Source organism: Cytobacillus sp. FSL W8-0315 (genome assembly GCF_038002905.1).
Classification (GTDB): domain Bacteria; phylum Bacillota; class Bacilli; order Bacillales; family Cytobacillaceae; genus Cytobacillus; species Cytobacillus pseudoceanisediminis.
On record NZ_JBBOOC010000001.1, the window covers coordinates 3,576,420 to 3,593,994 of the forward strand.

A 17,575-nucleotide genomic window follows, 5' to 3' on the forward strand; every position below is an offset into this window, starting at 1 on the left:
CTTTGTTGTTATTCAATGAAAACGGCTACAGCACGAACTGGAGATCCCGTTCCTTTTCGAATCCTGAGCGGCAGTCCGAAATATAGAAATCGCATTCCTGCAATCTGATCGAGATTACAGAGATTTTCCGTATTGGTTATCCCATATTCCCGGCAAATGAGGTGCCCGGAATACTTCGGATCATCCGGATGGTCAATGGCCGGGGCATCGATGCCTATATTGACCGCACCTTTTTCAGCCAGCCATTTGGCTGCTTGATAATTCAGGCCCGTGTAGGTTGTGAGCCATTTGTCTGTACCATAAGAGCGATTATAGTGGCCGGTATAGAGGAGAACGATATCTCCTTTTTCAATAAACTGCTGTGATTTTCGCAATGCCTCCTCGAGATCACGGTCTGTAATATATCGATCAGGCTGGATGTGGGACACATCCAGGCAAACTGCGGGCCCGTAAAAATATTCAAGCGGCATTTCATCGATGTATTTGCCGTTTGGATCATATTCATAGGTTGCATCGCTATGGGTAGGGCCATGTTCATTGATTAATAGATTATTGGTTGCAAACATAAATCCCACTTGCTTTTCACTTTCTTCGTGAGAGATATTTGGGAAGATCATTGTTTTTTGATGAAGGGGAAAAACAGGCATTCCCTGATAAATTTCCTGCGTTAAATCGACTAATTTAACTCCCATGCTATTCCTCCTTGCATGCTAATTTTTTTACTATATGAAAAGCGGCAGAGAACGCCGCTTTTAAGTTCAATTAATAATGGTCGGAATGACCTCAAATTTATCTACATCGATCAGTCCCATATCTGTAATTTTCCACTTAGGGCTTGTTACCAGTGACCAGAATGATAAATGCATAAACGGAACCTCCATGCCACAGCCAAGAACATCTTTTGCAAGCTGCGACAATTCGTCTACCTTTTCACTCATTTCTTTTCCAGTTAATTCGTCTGTCATTAAACCGCCAATCCTCAATGGCAGGTCACCGACTACTTTGCTATCCTTTATCATCGCTATTCCGCCATCCATTGCAATTACACGGTTCACCGCAGTTACCATATCTTCGTAGTTTGTCCCTGTTACGATGATATTGTGTGTATCATGGGCGACGCTTTCTGCAATGGCACCGCTTTTCAAATCGAAGCCATGCAGGAAAGTCTTACCGATTTTTCCTGTTCTGCCGTGGCGTTCTACAACCAGAAGCGGCAGCACATCCTGCTTAAGGCAAGGCAGCACAATGCCGTCTTTGACATTCAGAGTGAACTCGCTTCCGCCAGTTAAGTTCTGAAAAGGTATAGCTTCAATTGCCCTTACTTTTGCTCGGCTGCCTGAAGCCTCAATAGCCAGCTCCTTGAGTGTTACAGGTTTTCTCCTCACTGACTTTTTCACACTTTCCGGATATATGTAAGGAGCAATATCTATGGTTAATTCGCCTTTTTCAGCTGCTTTTTTTCCTGCAAGATATACCTGGTCAACGGTCATATTGTTCAGGTCGCTGATCACGACAACGTCTGCCCGTTTGCCTGGTGCAATTACCCCAACATCTTTAAAGCCAAAATGGGAAGCCGGATTTATGGTCGCCATTTGGATGGCCTCCACAGGATCAATGCCTACAGCAATAGTTCTGCGGACAATATCATTCATATGTCCGTAATTTAACAGATCAGCAGGCACCATATCGTCTGATACAAGGATTGCACGGCGGGAATCGAGCCCATCCTCTGTTATGGCACGGATACAGTCTGCCATATTTCTTTGGGAAGAGCCTTCACGCATGAACACACTTACACCATTGCGCAGCTTTTCGACAGTTTCTTCTTTTGTCGTAGTCTCATGGCAGGACACATGGTTCCCGCCACTGATAATATGAGCGGCAAGCTCTTTGCTAAACAATCCTGGTGCATTCCCTTCAACCGTTTTTCCTATACTGTTTGCATACGAAACTGCGGCAACAAGGTCGTCTATTAATTCCGGGGCATGCTCATATACCGGCCTGATATTGCTGAAGCTCTGTATCTCTCCAATTCCCTGTACATTTGGGTCAGCCAATAGCTCTTTCATATCCTTGGAAGTCACATCAAATCCGGAGGTTTCAAGTCCGGGAGCATCAGGCACCGCGCATGGAACCGTGAAAAGGATCCGGTTTGGAAGTGTCTTTGCTTCTTCAATCATCGCCTGCATCCCGTGAACCCCCAGGACATTTCCAATTTCATGCGGATCTCCAATCAGCGTGGTGGTCCCAGTCGGAATGGAAAGCTTGGAGAATTCCGTGCAAGTCAGCATTGCACTTTCAAAATGCATATGAGAATCAATAAACCCGGGACATACGAATTTCCCCTGAATGTTTTCCACTTTCGTTTTTGGCCCGATTAAGTCTTTTGCATCTCCCGCCATTAAAATATATTCACCTTTCATCGCAACGTCTGCTTCATAGATCTCCCGGGTGATGACATTGATGAAGTATCCTCCTTTCAGGACTACATCAGCAAACTGGCTGGAATCAAGCAGCACGTCAATAAGCTTGCGGTATTGCACTGCCTTTTTTATGTCTATTGCATCCATTTATTAACCCCCTGTCTCCCCTTCTACACTGTCAATAATTCCGATAATGGCCGCATCTATAGGAGCATCTTTATTTTGGACGGCTCTTGATGCCATGCTTCCAGTCACATATATGACCTTCTCTCCTATTCCGGCACCAACAGTATCAACGGTTATAATGGGGTTCGGTAACAGCGTGCCGTCCAATCCTACAGGCTGGGTAATTAATAATTTTGTGCCCACAAGATTATTATCTTTTCTTGTGGCAGTTACACGACCAACCACTATTCCCATTTGCATAAAGACCTTCTCCTTAATGTAGAATGATTTCGATCTTCAGTTCCTTTGCTGTATCTCTTGCAAGGGGGGTAATGATAGCCCCTTTTGGAACAGCTATTTGATCAAGCTTACTAAAGCGGGCAAACCGGACTGATTCATCGGTAATAACCGTTTTCTTCACATGCTGAACATCAAATTCTGCTTGTTGATGGAAATCTATTAATCTGATTCCAAGCATCTTCAGTTCTGTCATCTGCTCATTGAGCTTCCTTTTTAACAGGTCGGGGCCTTTATCCATTCCTTTCAGTTTCCAATATTGGCTGAAGGGATCACCTCCAGCCTTTAAAGCCGTGATCCGTTTTCCCTTCAATAAGCCCTTTAGGATGATCTGCACAATTGGTCTCTTTTCGTTAAGGGACAGTATGTCTGTTATTAAAGAAAAGGATAGAATAGGCAAAAAGATCTCATCGAATTGATCAATTGGCTGGGCATGAAACGCTGTCGGAGAGATCCAATCGTCATTTCCAGTCAGATTAACTAACTCCTGAAGCGGAAATTGTTTTAGCATTTCCTCCTCAGCAGCCATTCTGAGTGTAATATCTTTCTTTGTTAACTTTTTCAAGTAAGAAAATCCTGGTTCCATCCCTATCATATGAGAGGTTAATAGAGCCAGGATGTAAGGTTTTCTGTCTCTGCAGCTGTCATTTCGCAGGTAAAGCTCCTGCAGAGTGTTTTTTGCCATAACACTCTGCTTTTTGCTGCTCATGCTTATTCACCGATATTTTTTGATAAAAGAGCTCTTTCAACTTCGCTGTGCGGCCTTGGGATGACATGTACCGAAATGAGTTCTCCAACTCTGCTGGCCGCTTCCGCACCTGCATCGGTGGCTGCTTTAACTGCTCCAACATCTCCTCTGACCATAACCGTTACAAGACCAAATCCCACTTTTTCATATCCGCAGATCTCCACATTAGCTGCTTTAACCATTGCATCCGCTGCCTCTACTGCGCCTACAAGACCTTTTGTCTCGATTAATCCCAATGCTTCACCCATTGTGTGTTTCCTCCTTAAATTTATTAACCTGATGATTTGTCTGTATCGTTAACATTAAAGTTGCTGCTCTCTTTTGCTTGCTTTTTTCTATTCGGGTTAACCTCTAGTCTGTTACCCCCTTGAGCATCATTTCCAGGATGCATATCTTCCAGCTTAAAATTCGGAAGCAGCTTCCCTGCTACTTCACTGTGGGCACGCGGGATGACATGAGCAGAAATTACTTTTCCAGTTCTTTCTGCAGCACTAACACCAGCATCGACAGCAGACTTCACTGCCGCTACATCCCCGTTAAAATGGATTGTAACCCCCAGATAGCTCTCCACTCCTATTACTTTTTCAATTCCTACAATTTCTACATCTGCTGCTTTTACGGCTGCATCTGCTGCAGAAACTGCTGTTGAATAACCAACGGTTTCAATCAGTCCCAATGCTTGCAACTGGTAAATCCCCCTCCTATGAAATAGACAAATCATCTCTCCATGCCTATAAGATGCTTCCGGGGTGAATAGTTTCTGATCTGTGACAGAGATGCTGGCTTACAACTAATTAATTCTGTCGAATTCCTTATGAAGCTGATCAGAGATGCGTGAAACATCATCATAGTGTCCATGAAGCAGCAAGTATTTCTTCTCTATTAAAAAATTGAAATGTTCAGAAGTGCTTTTTTTCATGTAACGGTCAAGGATCAAAATACCCGAATAATAGTCGATACCTTCAATGACAGCCACACCGCCGATTGAAGAGTTCAGCCCCAATTGTTTTGTAAGCCATGGACTGGGGGATTTTTCTCTATAGATTTGAGTAGTTTTAAAGGATCTTTGGGAAAGTTTTTTAAAGAAGCTCTTTAAGGCGTTTAATAGTGTCCCATGATTCTCTTCATATAGCTCCAGCGAAAAAGATTTCCCGCTGTTTTTGTCCCATGTCAGGCAATATCTTAAAGAAGGAAACTCTCTTAAAAGGTCATTCAGCATAAATAACTGCCCGGGCGTGCATTTTTCTGAAATGACTACACCGATTGAGGCTGTTTTTAATTCCCGCTGAAAAGAGCTTTCAAGAGCTGGATGAAGCTCTGAGAACAGCCAGACTTTTACACCCTCCGGCGTTTGTCCGATAAGCTGGCTTTCTCTTGCATTACGGTCAGGTTTTATATCAGCAAAGCCAGCATTGGAAGAAACCGGATGTTTCCCCTGTACCAGGGATAGGGTTTGAAGCTGTGCAATTTTTTCCTTAGCTGAAGACTTGGGTGCAGAATGAGAAACTGGTTGCCTTTTAAGGTTTTGATGTGGCTCTGCAGTCTTGACCGGTACTGAATGATGAACTGATATTCTTTTATTCATTTTTTCCTTCTGGTAATTAGGCCGGCTAATGCCCGGTATATTCTTCTTCGTTCCCTGCTGCCTGCTTGGAGGGGACTGGTTGGAAACCCCATTAATAGGATTTACTTTTGACTTGCCGTAAGGCTTCATCACTTCTTCTACAACACTTTTAATAAAGTCAGACACACATTATGCACCTCCTTTAAAGAATTTTGCGAAGTTCTGAATGAGGGCGGGGAATAACATTAGCCGAAACCAGTTCTCCTCCTGTCATGGTGTGTGCAGTCTTCCCAACCTCAACAGCTGCAGACACTGCTGCGACATCGCCCTCAATAATGACGGTGACAAGGCCGGATCCGACTCTCTTTAAATCAACTAAACTGACATTTGCCGCTTTTGCCATTGAGTCCAGCGCTTCAATAGCCGCTGTCAAACCCCTAGTTTCAATCAAGCCTATTGCCTTCATTTTTGACCTCCTCTACTGCAGAAGCTTAAAGATAGTCTTCGAGATTCACTTCAATGGGGATTGAAGTCCTTTTAAATAACTCCTCTTTTCCAAGAGGATAGGTTGCGTCGATGCCCATCTTATCACTGACTCCTTTTAGATGATGGGAAGACTCGAGCGGCGATCCCTTTGCACCCTGAACGATAAATATGTCATCACCAGCCTGGACTCTTGTCGCAATGGCCCATTCAACATCATCTGAATCAAAAATATCGACATCATCATTCACGACAACCACATGCTTTAAATCCTTATCGCTTGCAAAAGCTGCAAGTGCTGCCTGCTTGCCGTCACCATCATGCTTCTTCTCAATTTGAATGACTGCATGATAGCGAGCCACCCCGCCCATCGGGATATGTACAGCTTTTATATTTGGAACCACTTGCCGGACGGTGCTTAAAAGCGTAGCTTCCCTTACAAGCGCCATCGGCAGCCTTTCTTCATAGCTTGATGGAAAAATAGTCTGTGAGATAGCATTATCACGATAAGTAACGGCTGAAAACTCTACAACCGGCTGAGGCGTTCTGGTGCCATAATAACCTGCCAGTTCGCCAAACGGTCCTTCCAGTTCTCTTTCATATGGCAGCATTCTGCCTTCCAAAACGATTTCCGCCTCAGCCAATACTTCCAGATCGACCGTTTTGCATTGAACAACATCAAGGGATTGGCCGAGCAGTGCACCGGCAACATCCAATTTGTCGGTATGATACAAATGTGTACTAATCTGAGAACTTAATACAACTGCTGGAACCACTCCAAACATAACAGCCACTTCCATCGGTTCGCCAATGCTTTCATAATGGGCATATTGCTCCATCAGCTCTGGGGAGGTTATGAGAATATTTGTTCGATTCCCGCCAAGATATTGCATTCTGCGAATGGAGGTATACCTTTTTCTCCCCGATAAATCTTTAACCACCAATATTCCTGAAACATAATAGGCACCTGAGTCTTCCGCGTGATAGGTTGGGATAGGAAACAAGTCTGCAAGATCGAATTCCCCGCTCACCAGATTCTCCTGAACAGGGCCAGTTTGCCTTAACGTGGTTGGAATAGGGTTAACAATTGAGTCGATGATTTTAGGAATAAGTTCGGCAGACTGGATTCCCATGCTGTCAGCCATCAGCTCTCTGTCACCTCCCAAACCGGCCGCCATGAAAGATTGATAGCCTTTAATTTTTTCAAATAAAAAAGGCTCTTTTCCTTTTTTGGCATTAATCACTGCCCCCAGCTCGTGCATCGGATCCACTTCTTTTTTCACCCGATGAAGAAGTCCCATGCTTTCCCATCTATCCAGCAATGCCCTCATTGTTACAGGGTTCATGCCTTTTCCCCCCATCTCTCCAGCAGCTCATGGTCAATATCCAGCATGTCCAAGATCCTCGCCACCATAAAGTTGGCCAGCTCCCATATTTCCGTCGGCTTATGATAGAAGCCTGGTGATGCAGGCATTATACATGCTCCACTCTCAGCAAGAAGAGTCATATTGCGCAAATGAATCAAATTAAAAGGTGCTTCCCGAGGAACAATAATGAACTTTCGATTCTCCTTCAAGACAACACTGGCAGCCCTGCTTAGTAGCGTATCACCGACCCCATTCGCAATAGCTCCCAATGTATTCATCGAACATGGCACGATAACCATTCCGTCTGTCTTAAAGGATCCGCTGGCAACCGCAGCGAAAAGATTTTGGTTGCTGTGGATAGTGGCATACTCCTTCAGCTCGTCCATCTTGACCCCGCATTCAAATTGCATTACTTTTTCTCCCATCTCCGTAGCAATTAAATGCGTTTCGATCTCTAATTGATGAAGAGCGCGGATCAATGTATAAGCATACAATGATCCGCTTGCTCCGGTAATGCCCACTAAAATCCGCTTTTTCCTAGTACCCAGCGAGGAGTTAGACAACGGATTCGTCTTGGGAGAATTTCTTTTTAGCAAGCATTTTGTAATTTTCTGTTGATAATATATCTCCGAAGATATCAATGTCTCTTAAACCTGATACATGCATATCTTCATCCTGAGAAGCGGTAGCATCTGAAATGCAAATGACATTGTAGCCGTGATACAAAGCATCAGAAGCAGTACTGCGAACACATACATTGGTCCAGACTCCAGTCAGCACAACGGTATCAATTTCTTCTTCTCTCAAGAAGAGATCAAAATCGGTGTAGCTAAACGCACTATGCCGCCTCTTTTGGACCACATAATCCCCTTTGCTCTCATCAGGCTGAAGCTCTGGAATGAATTCCGAACCCCAGGTTCCCTTAACTGCATGGACAGGCCTCACGCGAAAATCCCGGTCATTTTTTCTGTGTGCTTCCTGAACATGCACAACCTGGATATTGTGCTCATGAGCGAATTGAATAAGCTCTTGAATTTTGGGAACTATTTTTTCGCCATTTTCACACCTTAATGCTGCTTTTTCGCCGATAAAGTCGTTTAACATATCAATAATGACCACACAGTGCTTTTTTCCCCTAAGTTCCAATCCGGTCAGCCTCCCTCTATTAACTATTTATTGCTGTGCTACTGGGTCTTTTGTTTTTGCTTTTACCGCTTCGTATTTTTCATACTTGAATGTTCTCTCAAGCCTCTGAATGCTTTGGCGCGGAACATACTCACCATAGCCCGCTTCTCCTACGATGCCTTTATCTTCATCGAAAATCACGTTTCCGCGAATGATCGTTTGGACTGGCTTTCCTTTAAGCTTCATGCCATGCAGAGGGTTATATTTAGCCATTGATTCTGTTTTTTGCTCGTCTATTACATATTCTTTCTCAAGATCAATAACAGTGAAATCAGCATCACTGCCAATTTCCATTGATCCCTTTTTAGGGTAAATGCCATAGTGAATGGCGGCATTGCGGCTCGTTACCTCGACAAATCTTGATAGAGATAAACGGCCTTTATTTAAACCTTCACTGACAAGGATCGGCACCATCGTTTCTACCCCGGGTATGCCAGGAAAAGTGTTCCAGATCGTTGCCCCAGGATAATCCTTTTCTGTGGCAATTTCATATGGAGCATGATCTGTACCGACAAAATCGATGGTTCCGTCAGCCAGAGCCTGCCAGTGAGATTCGTTATCCTCTTTTCCTCGTAAAGGAGGAGCAATCTTTGCATAGGAACCGCGCTCTGACATGGAGTCCTTTGCATTAAGTACAAGATAGTGAGGACAGGTTTCTGCTGTAACCTTAACACCACGCTTCTTGGCTGCTTTTACCAGCTCGACGCCTTCTTTTGTGCTCATATGTACCACATGTACACGTGCGTCTGTAGCTTCTGCAAAGCTGAGAATCAATTCAATGGCCACCTTCTCAGCGAGGCTTGAACGCGCTTCCGCCCATGCTGGTCCGTCAAGGCGCCCTTCCTTTTCAAGTTTTTTGGAATAGAATGTGCAGATATCATAGTTTTCAGCATGTACACCAATTGGGAGTCCGGTTTTTGCAACGTTACTGAAAATTTCCAGCATCTCTGCGTCCGATACTTTAGGGAAGGTAGGTACAGAAGGAGTCATGTAAACTTTAAAGGCAACCACTCCCTGGTCAATCTGCGGATAAATATTATCAATCCAGCCTTCACGAGCATCTTCTCCAGTCATGCCTCCCCAGAAACAGTAATCAATATAGGCCTGATCCCTGATTGGTCCGATTTTTTTATTGAAACTCTCCCCATCACGAACGGATGGCTTGCTGCAGCAAGGCATATCTATAATGGTTGTTAAGCCTCCGGCTGCTGCAGAACGGCTGCCAGTAGCAAAGGTTTCTCTATGAGTGAAGCCTGGATCCATAAAATGAGTATGCGGATCAATACAGCCTGGAACGACTAATTTTCCTTTAATATCAATTACCCTGGCTGCATTTAGAAAAGAAATGTCATTAGTGTAGCCAACAATTTTTCCTCTTTTTACCAGAATATTTGTTAAAACCTGACGATTTCCCTGGGGAATGCTTGCATTTTTCAAAATTAAATCCATTTCTCCTGCTCCTATCTATTATTTGGATTTCTGCCTCCCGAAGAAGAGGCAGATGGTTTCAGCAATTGCATTTAAATCGCTTCAGCTGAATGATCTCCTTTCAGCTGTTCGATTCTTTCACTTTCACTTATATTTAAATCTTTATAATTAAATACCAAATTTAATAAAATTGCTGTGATGCTTCCCAGCACGATCCCATTTTCAACCAGCAAGCGTGCGCTTGTTGGAAGACTTTCAAAAATTTGCGGGACAACTGCCGAACCAAGTCCGATTCCTATGGAACAGGCAACGATAAGCAAGTTTTCATTTTTGCTGAAATCAACAACAGAAAGCATTCTGATTCCGGATGAGATAACCATTCCAAACATTGGAATCATTGCTCCGCCAAGAACAGCCATAGGGATAATCGTGGTCAGAGCTGCCACTTTAGGCAAAAGCCCCAAAATCATTAATATAACGCCAGCTGCGATAACTACATTTCTCGTTTTTACTTTAGTTAGCGCTACAAGTCCCACATTCTGTGAAAAGGACGTATAAGGAAATGCATTAAAGATTCCTCCTATTACCACAGCCAGCCCCTCTGCACGCAGCCCTTTTTTTATGTCTTTGGAGTCCAGCTTTCTCTCGCAGACATCTCCGAGGGCCAGAAATACCCCAGTAGATTCAATCATGCTCACAATAGCTACTAAAGTCATTGTAAGTATGGCCGAGGCATTGAATGTCGGGAATCCGAAATAAAATGGCTGAACGACATGAAACCAGGAAGCCTGGCTGACTTCGGCAAAGCTGACGAGCCCCATAAAATAAGCAGTGATCGTTCCGGCCACCAATGAAAGCAGCACAGATATAGCTCTCATATAGCCTTTAAAGAACCTGTTCATTAAAATAATGAGAACGAGTGTAAATGCAGCCAGGAATAAATTCTGGGCACTCCCATATTCTGGGGAACCAAGTCCTCCTGCAGCATTATTCATTGCAACAGGGATCAAGGAAACCCCGATAATAGCTACCACTGAACCGGTTACGACCGGCGGGAAAAATCTCATTATTTTACTCATAAATTGAGATAAGATCATTACGATGATTCCCGAAGCAATAATGGCCCCGTAGATGGCTGTAATGCCCTGCAAATTCCCGATGGCAATCATGGGTCCGACTGCTGTAAAAGTACATCCAAGAATCACCGGCAGCCTTATGCCAAAATGCCTCCCCCCTATTACTTGAAGCAATGTAGCAATCCCGCAAGTAAATAAATCAATTGAAATTAAGTAAGCAAGCTGCTGGGCCGTGAGCCCTATTGCCGGTCCAACAATCAGTGGAACAATAACAGCACCTGCATACATGGCCAGCACATGCTGAAATCCCAAAGTCCCTACTTTCCAAGGATTTAGCTTTTCCAAAGACTTCCCCTCCAGGTTTAATTCTTTGTTATGCCTCAGCCTGACTCCAGCGGATAAAAACAGGCATCACCTCCCAAAAGAAAAATGAGTATAAAAAAAACCGCAGCAATAGATAACATCAAAGTACACATAGATGCTCTATTACTGCGGTTTCATTCAGCTTCCGTTAAACAAAAGGCAAAGGAACCGCTCCGATATTCAGGTTTAAGAAAAACTGCGGCATGCACAGCTTCCCCAAACATATTGTAAAACTGCTATTCTTCAAAATAAATAACTGTGCATGCTTCTTCGGTATCAGGATCGTAATCTTTTAAAATCGTTTTGACTTTCAAATGGAGAGAATTTTCAATCAGACCCTTTAAAAGCGATTTAAATTCAACAATTAATGCTGAATCAACCGATATGGTCAGGTGATGAAAATTCTGGCTTAGCATATGCAGTGCCTGTACACGCTTATGCTGAGCAAATATGATGACTCTATCATCAAAAGTTTCAAGACGCTGTTTCTTTACGCCTGTACCGTAGATCTCCTGATTGACACGATTATAAAGAAAAGCGAGATCTTTTTTTAATGATTGATGGAATTTTGAGGTTATTACAGTCATGTAGTCCTCCTGTTATTCACTATATTAAACAAGGCAGTTTTATAAGTCAATACCATTTATCAGAAAATTCTCACTTGACAAAATATTAGCTTAACTATTACACTACAAATCAACTCCCCCTCTATTTCTATAATTGTCTTGATAATACCTCCCTCCAGCACACTGAAAAATCAAATAGAATTTTTCGTATAACCTCAATAATCGGTTTGAGGGTTTCTACTGGGAACCGGAATTCCTATCTACGAAAGGCTTTTTCCTGTGGACAGCATCCAGGAACCTTTTGTGCAGGAATTTTTTTGTGCTTATTAGTCTATTTAGAAGAATATGCATAATATCATAATTTAAATACCTCTGCTTGCTCGCCAGACTATTATCCCTTAATACTCACACAATTTCTCATTGTCATTTTTAAGTTTCAAAGCTCTATGAGGAGGCGAAGATTTGAAAAGTATTAATTTTATTGTTAATGGAAAGGAACGTACGGTCGTTTGCCCGCCTGCTAAAACACTCCTGGATGTCTTAAGGGAAGATTTAGGATTGACTGCCAGCAAGGAATGCTGCGGTAAGGGAGAATGCGGATCATGCTCTGTACTAATCAATAAAGAGGTTGTATGCTCCTGTCTAGTCCTCACTGGCCAGGCGGAAAACCAGGTGATCACAACTTGTGAAGGAGTCGGCCTATCACCAAATCTCGATGTAATTCAGGAATCATTTATTGCTGAAGGGGCAACACAGTGCGGTTACTGTACTCCGGGTATCATCGTATCAGCTAAAGCATTTTTAGATAAAGTTGACACGATCCCATCTGCAGAGGAAATTAAAACAGCATTAGGCGGCAATCTATGCCGCTGTACAGGCTATACAAAAATTATTAAGGCAGTGCAGACAGCTGCTTCAAAAAAAATATCCGAACCGGAAGCAGCCAAATAGTCCATGACACATACAGCTATTGTTCTTGCTGCAGGCCGATCCAGCAGAATGGGCACTTTAAAAGGACTGCTGCCGTGGCAAGGAACGACATTATTCGAGCATCAGCTGCAAAACCTCATGGAATCCGTGTTTTCTGACATTGTTGTCGTTTTGGGTTACAAAGCCGAAGAATTTATTCCTATCGCAAAGAAATACCCTATCAAAATCATAATGAATGAACAATTCCATGAAGGAAAATGCTCATCAATCATTTCCGGAGTTAAAACCGCAGTCAAGTCAGCAGAAACGATTCTTATTACATCTGTTGACCAGCCGCTTCAGTCTTTCACCGTTAACAGGCTTGCAGAATCTCTTGCAAAAAGCGGCGGCCTGATTGCAGTTCCCAGCCATCAAGGCAAAAGAGGTCACCCTATCCTCTTTTCCGCCCAATTGAGAAGCGATCTTTTATCTATCAAGGAAGAAAGAATGGGCCTGAGATTTGTAATTCAAAAGCATGAAAAAGCTCTTCTTGAAGTGCCCGTTGAAAATGATGAGATTCATCTCAACCTGAATAAACAGGCAGATTATATAAATGCCCTAAAAAAATGACTTGGGAGGTAAATCAATGCTCGTTTCAGAAATTGATATGATTACCCCTTCCTCACTATCCGAATGTCTGACCCAGCTATCAAAGGAAGACAGGAAACATAGATTGATAGCCGGCGGGACAGATGCAGCAGTCCGGATGAAGGAAGGCAAATGGCGGCCTGATACATGGATAAATATTAAAAACTTAAAAGAGCTGCGCTATATCAAAGAAAGTGAAGATTTTATCCATATTGGCCCCTTGACCACACATACCGATATGATTCAATCACCGCTTCTGCAGAGAAAAGCGGATGTTCTCGTGGAAGCAGCCCGTGAAGTCGGAGCCACCCAAATGCAGAATATGGGAACAATCGGGGGAAATATTGCTACTGCTTCCCCTGCGGGCGATACCCTTCCGGCTTTGTATGTTCTCGGTGCCATGCTCGAACTCACCTCGCTGACGAATAAACGGACCATTCCAATCGAAGAGTTTATCACTGGTCCCGGCAGGACAGTTTTAAAAGAAAATGAAATGATTACAAATATCCTAATAAAGCCGCAAAAACCAAATGGTATAGGCATTTTCCAAAAGCTCGGCCCCCGAAAAGCACAATCCATTTCCATTGTGAATGTAGCCATTTCACTCACAATGGACAATGACCGCAATTGCACGGAAGGAAAAATTGCCTTCGGTTCTGTGGCGCCGACTATTATCCGTGCACGTAAGTGTGAATCAATGCTTACCCTGGGGCAGCTTAACGAGGAATTAATCCAGAATATCGCCAAAATTGCCTGGAAAGAGGTCATGCCCATTTCAGATGGAAGAGCAACTGCTACATATAGAAGAGATATGGCAAGCGCTTTACTGGAAAGAGGGTTATATCGTCTAATCAGGAGGTGGGAAAACCAATGAACACCAAATGGGTTGGAAAAAGAGTCCAAAGAATTGATGGCCCGGAAAAAGTAACAGGAGAATTAAAATATCTGACCGATTACCAATTTGACAATATGGTTTGGGGCAAAGTCCTGCGGTCTGAATATCCGCATGCCAAAATAAAATCCATTGACACTGAAGCAGCTAAAAACCTCCCAGGTGTTATTTGTGTACTTACCCATAAAGATATTCCCGGCTTTAATGGATTTGGGATTGTTGTTCCCGATCAGCCTGTTCTGTGCTCAGATGTCGTACGGTGCACAGGTGATGCTGTAGCACTGGCTGCAGCAGAAACTCTGGAAATCGCCGAACAGGCACTGACGTTAATCAAAGTGGATTATGAGCCTTTGGAAGTTGTTGCTGATGCTGAATATGCCTTAACCGATTCTGCTCCAAAGCTTCATCCTGATGGCAATTTGCACAGCCATGTGAAAATAAAAAACGGAAACATTGATGAAGCCTTCGAAGAAGCTGACATCATTGTTGAGAATACCTTCTACTCCCCCCGCCAAATGCATGCATTTATTGAAACAGAAGGCGGCTGGGGAGTTATGGATGAAGAAGGATTCCTCACGATTCGCTGCCCTGGCCAATACGCGTACCGTGATCGAATGCAGATTGCAAGGTCCCTGGCTTATAACCCTGAAAGAATCAGAGTCATTTCAAGTCCTATTGGAGGAGCATTCGGCGGGAAGGATGAGATTACGGTTCAAATTTATCTGGCTCTCCTTGCCATGCATACAAACGGGCGGCCGGTAAAAATTCATTTAAGCCGTGAAGAGTCTGTCATTGCCGGCATAAAAAGGCATCCATTTAAAGTCAAAATGAAAACAGCTGCCAAAAAAGACGGCACATTGATCGCTAACCAGGTAACTGCCATAGGAGATACCGGGGCCTATGCTTCCCTGGGTGGGGCAGTCATCGCTCTGGCAATCGAGCATTCTTGCGGCCCTTATAAAATTCCAAATGTGGATCTCGAAGGCTTCTGTGTTTATACCAATAATGGCATTGCCGGTGCCTTCAGAGGCTTTGGTGTCAACCAGGTATGTATGGGAATTGAAACCCATATGGATATGATTGCAGAAAAACTGGGAATGAATCCAATTGAACTTCGCAAAAAAAATGTCTATCATCAGGGCGAAGTTTCAAGTGTCGGCCACATTGTCAAATCCAGTGTGGGCACCTATAAAACACTTGAAACCGCAGAAAATTGCGATCTGTGGAAGAACCGTGAAAAATATAAATCCGAAGTGAGTGAGCCATGGAAAAAACGGGGGGTGTCCCTCGCAACTTCCTTTCATGGCATTGGAATGGGTATTGGCCTGCCTGATTATGGAGCCGCCTCTATCGAACTTCAGTCAGACGGTAAATTTCTTGTAGGTGTCGGATGCGAGGAAATCGGCGGAGGCAATAGCACTGTGTACGCCCAGATAGCGGCTGAGATGCTGAACTGTGATATCAGCAATATTATGGTCGTTCAAGGAGATACACAGAAGACACTTGATGGCGGTACTGTAACTGCCTCCCGCTCCACCTACACCGGCGGAAGAGCTGTTGCGGCAGCAGCACCTAAGATGACTGAGCTTCTTATCCAAACAGCTGCTGAAATGCTGAATTTACAAGCATCAAGAATTGACTTAAGACCAAACCATATTTCAGCCGATGGACAAATCATACCCTATAAGTCTATATATAAGTACCTTTATGATCAACATCAGTCTGCCAGAGTAGAAGGACACTTCTACCTTCCAAAAGAAAAGGAAGAAATCAAAGGCTCAGGCGGCGCCCCCCATCATTTATACGGATATTTAACCCATGTCGTGATGGTTGAAGTAGATACTTTAACTGGTGAAACGGATGTTTTGCGGGTTGTTTCCATCCCTGATGCAGGAAAAGTCATTAATCCGCAGGGGTTAGAGGGCCAGGCTGAAGGCGGAGCAGTAATGGGAATCGGCTATACCCTTTTTGAGGATGTGCTGATAGAGAATGGTTATCATAAGACACGGAATTTCACTGATTATATCATCCCCACTATTCGCGAGACGCCTTTAATTGAGACCTTCCCTGTTGAAGAGCCCGAACAATCAGGGCCTTTTGGGGCAAAAGGAATTGGTGAAGTAGTGATGATTCCGATTATCGCTGCTATCATGTCGGCCATATATGATGCAACAGGAGCTAGAATCTTTCAACTGCCTGCTACTCCTGAAAGAGTTTTTAATGCATTGAAAGATCTAAAAAAACAAAAAGTCCAATCTGCAAGGTGATGCAATTGATGAGCCGCAATTTATTTGCCAAATTAGAAGAGTCCATCAATAACCGAAAAGACACATATCTCCTTACCATTACAGACTATCCTGATAACAAAATCCTCGGAGCAAAAGCGTTATTATGGCCAGATGGAGGCCTCTGTACTGAAAACTCACTGCTGCCGCAGGATGTGAAGGATCTATTAATAGCACAATGCAGTATACTTGTCGCCAAAAAGCGGTCCGGCGCAGTGAAATTTGTGTGGAAGGACAGCATAATTGAATGTTTTGCAGAATACTTCCCTGCTCCGCTCCATTTAATAGTCGCCGGGGCGGGCCATGTGTGTGAACCCGTGGCAGAAATGGGGCGTATGCTGGGATTTTTCGTCACAGTAATAGACGATCGGGAAGAGTTCGCAAACAGGGAACGCTTTCCATTTGCCAATGAAGTGGTTTGCCAATCCTATCTGCATTATTTCAGGGATGTGGATATTTCGGAAAAAACCTATATTCTCCTTCTTACCAGGGGACATAAATATGACGTGCTCAGTTTGAATGAACTTTTAAAAAGAAACAGTCAGGCAGGATATATAGGCATGATTGGCAGCAGAAGGCGCATTTCAGGTGTTTTTAAAGAACTTCAGCAGGATTTTCCGGATGAAAGCTTTGACAATTTATACACCCCTGTAGGACTAGATATCGGAGCAGAAACACCTGCAGAGATAGCAGTCAGTATTATGGCAGAAATTCTGAAAGTAAAAAATCAAAAATCTGGAAATTCTTTAAGTACACAGATTAAAAAGTATGCGAAGATGGGTTTCCATGAGGGGGCCGGCAAATGGACCAAATGCAGCTCATAAAGCGAGCCATGGAAGTCAGGAAGGGAGGTGAGAAAGCAGCGCTTGCCACAATTATTCGCACCAAAGGGTCCACTCCGAGAAAAACTGGAAGCAGAATGATTGTGTTTCCGTGCGGAAGAATTGAAGGTACAATTGGCGGGGGCTGCGGTGAAGCAGAAGTGATTGAGAAGGCCTTCGAAATCATCCAATCGAATACTCCAAGTCAACAGCGCGTCGATTTAACGAAAGGGCTACTTTTTGAAGATGGAGGAATCTGCGGCGGAATTATGGATGTCTTTATTGAACCAATTTAACCAAAATAATGTATAACTCCCGCCTATTCCATGGTCAAGTCAGTTTGTATGGCAGAATG

20 protein-coding genes and 1 riboswitch are annotated in these 17,575 nt (G+C 43.6%); of the genes, 6 read left to right on the forward strand and 14 right to left on the reverse strand.

Annotation, left to right across the window (positions count from 1 at the left end):
• Positions 1–8: 8 nt before the first annotated feature.
• The 14 genes from MKY20_RS18270 to MKY20_RS18335 all read right to left on the reverse strand — a co-directional run bounded on the left by MKY20_RS18270 (position 9) and on the right by MKY20_RS18335 (position 11,686).
• Positions 9–692, reverse strand: coding sequence for a cyclase family protein (locus tag MKY20_RS18270; RefSeq protein WP_192908569.1), 684 nt, complete (start codon positions 690–692; stop codon positions 9–11).
• A 66-nt stretch (positions 693–758) separates the two neighbouring features.
• On the reverse strand, positions 759–2,570 hold the full coding sequence (locus MKY20_RS18275) for an adenine deaminase (protein ID WP_251175515.1): 1,812 nt from the start codon (positions 2,568–2,570) through the stop codon (positions 759–761).
• A 3-nt stretch (positions 2,571–2,573) separates the two neighbouring features.
• On the reverse strand, positions 2,574–2,849 hold the full coding sequence (locus tag MKY20_RS18280; protein ID WP_009334684.1) for a EutN/CcmL family microcompartment protein: 276 nt from the start codon (positions 2,847–2,849) through the stop codon (positions 2,574–2,576).
• A 13-nt stretch (positions 2,850–2,862) separates the two neighbouring features.
• Positions 2,863–3,570 (reverse strand): hypothetical protein, encoded by a 708-nt coding sequence (locus MKY20_RS18285; protein ID WP_341002283.1) that lies wholly within the window; start codon positions 3,568–3,570, stop codon positions 2,863–2,865.
• A gap of 26 nt (positions 3,571–3,596) precedes the next feature.
• Positions 3,597–3,881: a BMC domain-containing protein gene (locus tag MKY20_RS18290; RefSeq protein WP_009334686.1), complete on the reverse strand. Its 285-nt coding sequence runs from the start codon at positions 3,879–3,881 to the stop codon at positions 3,597–3,599.
• A 23-nt stretch (positions 3,882–3,904) separates the two neighbouring features.
• Positions 3,905–4,318, reverse strand: a complete 414-nt coding sequence (locus MKY20_RS18295; RefSeq protein WP_306576774.1) for a BMC domain-containing protein — start codon at positions 4,316–4,318, stop codon at positions 3,905–3,907.
• 105 nt (positions 4,319–4,423) lie between these two features.
• On the reverse strand, positions 4,424–5,383 hold the full coding sequence (locus MKY20_RS18300; protein WP_217025004.1) for a hypothetical protein: 960 nt from the start codon (positions 5,381–5,383) through the stop codon (positions 4,424–4,426).
• A 16-nt stretch (positions 5,384–5,399) separates the two neighbouring features.
• Entirely contained in the window at positions 5,400–5,663 is a 264-nt protein-coding gene (locus MKY20_RS18305) for a BMC domain-containing protein (RefSeq protein ID WP_009334689.1), read from the reverse strand.
• 25 nt (positions 5,664–5,688) lie between these two features.
• A complete protein-coding gene (locus MKY20_RS18310) occupies positions 5,689–7,026 on the reverse strand; it encodes a UbiD family decarboxylase (protein WP_251175516.1) in 1,338 nt (445 codons plus the stop codon).
• On the reverse strand, positions 7,023–7,568 hold the full coding sequence (locus tag MKY20_RS18315) for a UbiX family flavin prenyltransferase (RefSeq protein ID WP_009334691.1): 546 nt from the start codon (positions 7,566–7,568) through the stop codon (positions 7,023–7,025). Before MKY20_RS18315 ends, MKY20_RS18310 begins: the two co-directional genes overlap by 4 nt.
• A gap of 34 nt (positions 7,569–7,602) precedes the next feature.
• On the reverse strand, positions 7,603–8,193 hold the full coding sequence (locus MKY20_RS18320) for a cysteine hydrolase family protein (protein WP_256814591.1): 591 nt from the start codon (positions 8,191–8,193) through the stop codon (positions 7,603–7,605).
• Between the two features lie 27 nt (positions 8,194–8,220).
• Complete coding sequence (allB, locus tag MKY20_RS18325; protein ID WP_341002295.1) at positions 8,221–9,681, reverse strand: allantoinase AllB; 1,461 nt, start codon at positions 9,679–9,681, stop codon at positions 8,221–8,223.
• 71 nt (positions 9,682–9,752) lie between these two features.
• On the reverse strand, positions 9,753–11,081 hold the full coding sequence (locus MKY20_RS18330) for a nucleobase:cation symporter-2 family protein (RefSeq protein ID WP_009334694.1): 1,329 nt from the start codon (positions 11,079–11,081) through the stop codon (positions 9,753–9,755).
• 254 nt (positions 11,082–11,335) lie between these two features.
• Complete coding sequence (locus MKY20_RS18335; protein WP_009334695.1) at positions 11,336–11,686, reverse strand: Na-translocating system protein MpsC family protein; 351 nt, start codon at positions 11,684–11,686, stop codon at positions 11,336–11,338.
• A gap of 164 nt (positions 11,687–11,850) precedes the next feature.
• Positions 11,851–11,948, forward strand: a riboswitch (purine riboswitch).
• A 179-nt stretch (positions 11,949–12,127) separates the two neighbouring features.
• Here MKY20_RS18335 and MKY20_RS18340 point away from each other — a divergent pair.
• Genes MKY20_RS18340 through MKY20_RS18365 form a run of 6 tightly spaced genes read left to right on the forward strand, consistent with a single transcriptional unit; the run spans position 12,128 to position 17,516 of the window.
• Complete coding sequence (locus MKY20_RS18340) at positions 12,128–12,616, forward strand: (2Fe-2S)-binding protein (RefSeq protein ID WP_341002298.1); 489 nt, start codon at positions 12,128–12,130, stop codon at positions 12,614–12,616.
• A gap of 3 nt (positions 12,617–12,619) precedes the next feature.
• On the forward strand, positions 12,620–13,204 hold the full coding sequence (locus MKY20_RS18345) for a nucleotidyltransferase family protein (protein ID WP_217025009.1): 585 nt from the start codon (positions 12,620–12,622) through the stop codon (positions 13,202–13,204).
• Between the two features lie 16 nt (positions 13,205–13,220).
• Complete coding sequence (locus MKY20_RS18350; protein ID WP_341002301.1) at positions 13,221–14,096, forward strand: FAD binding domain-containing protein; 876 nt, start codon at positions 13,221–13,223, stop codon at positions 14,094–14,096.
• On the forward strand, positions 14,093–16,381 hold the full coding sequence (locus MKY20_RS18355) for a xanthine dehydrogenase family protein molybdopterin-binding subunit (RefSeq protein ID WP_341002303.1): 2,289 nt from the start codon (positions 14,093–14,095) through the stop codon (positions 16,379–16,381). Before MKY20_RS18350 ends, MKY20_RS18355 begins: the two co-directional genes overlap by 4 nt.
• An 8-nt stretch (positions 16,382–16,389) precedes the next feature.
• Positions 16,390–17,223: an XdhC family protein gene (locus tag MKY20_RS18360; RefSeq protein WP_009334700.1), complete on the forward strand. Its 834-nt coding sequence runs from the start codon at positions 16,390–16,392 to the stop codon at positions 17,221–17,223.
• On the forward strand, positions 17,202–17,516 hold the full coding sequence (locus MKY20_RS18365) for an XdhC family protein (RefSeq protein ID WP_009334701.1): 315 nt from the start codon (positions 17,202–17,204) through the stop codon (positions 17,514–17,516). The genes MKY20_RS18360 and MKY20_RS18365 overlap by 22 nt, the downstream gene beginning before the upstream one ends.
• The last annotated feature ends 59 nt before the right edge of the window (positions 17,517–17,575 follow it).

What these genes read in the sequence shown, in the direction of transcription:
- MKY20_RS18275 (WP_251175515.1), bottom strand. Translation starts at nt 2,570, where the DNA reads ATGGATGCAATAGACATAAAAAAGGCAGTGCAATACCGCAAGCTTATT.
- MKY20_RS18360 (WP_009334700.1), top strand. Translation starts at nt 16,390, where the DNA reads ATGAGCCGCAATTTATTTGCCAAATTAGAAGAGTCCATCAATAACCGA.
- MKY20_RS18270 (WP_192908569.1), bottom strand. Translation starts at nt 692, where the DNA reads ATGGGAGTTAAATTAGTCGATTTAACGCAGGAAATTTATCAGGGAATG.
- MKY20_RS18365 (WP_009334701.1), top strand. Translation starts at nt 17,202, where the DNA reads ATGGACCAAATGCAGCTCATAAAGCGAGCCATGGAAGTCAGGAAGGGA.
- MKY20_RS18285 (WP_341002283.1), bottom strand. Translation starts at nt 3,570, where the DNA reads ATGGCAAAAAACACTCTGCAGGAGCTTTACCTGCGAAATGACAGCTGC.
- MKY20_RS18355 (WP_341002303.1), top strand. Translation starts at nt 14,093, where the DNA reads ATGAACACCAAATGGGTTGGAAAAAGAGTCCAAAGAATTGATGGCCCG.
- MKY20_RS18305 (WP_009334689.1), bottom strand. Translation starts at nt 5,663, where the DNA reads ATGAAGGCAATAGGCTTGATTGAAACTAGGGGTTTGACAGCGGCTATT.
- MKY20_RS18345 (WP_217025009.1), top strand. Translation starts at nt 12,620, where the DNA reads ATGACACATACAGCTATTGTTCTTGCTGCAGGCCGATCCAGCAGAATG.
- MKY20_RS18335 (WP_009334695.1), bottom strand. Translation starts at nt 11,686, where the DNA reads ATGACTGTAATAACCTCAAAATTCCATCAATCATTAAAAAAAGATCTC.
- MKY20_RS18280 (WP_009334684.1), bottom strand. Translation starts at nt 2,849, where the DNA reads ATGCAAATGGGAATAGTGGTTGGTCGTGTAACTGCCACAAGAAAAGAT.
- MKY20_RS18350 (WP_341002301.1), top strand. Translation starts at nt 13,221, where the DNA reads ATGCTCGTTTCAGAAATTGATATGATTACCCCTTCCTCACTATCCGAA.
- MKY20_RS18290 (WP_009334686.1), bottom strand. Translation starts at nt 3,881, where the DNA reads ATGGGTGAAGCATTGGGATTAATCGAGACAAAAGGTCTTGTAGGCGCA.
- allB (WP_341002295.1), bottom strand. Translation starts at nt 9,681, where the DNA reads ATGGATTTAATTTTGAAAAATGCAAGCATTCCCCAGGGAAATCGTCAG.
- MKY20_RS18310 (WP_251175516.1), bottom strand. Translation starts at nt 7,026, where the DNA reads ATGAACCCTGTAACAATGAGGGCATTGCTGGATAGATGGGAAAGCATG.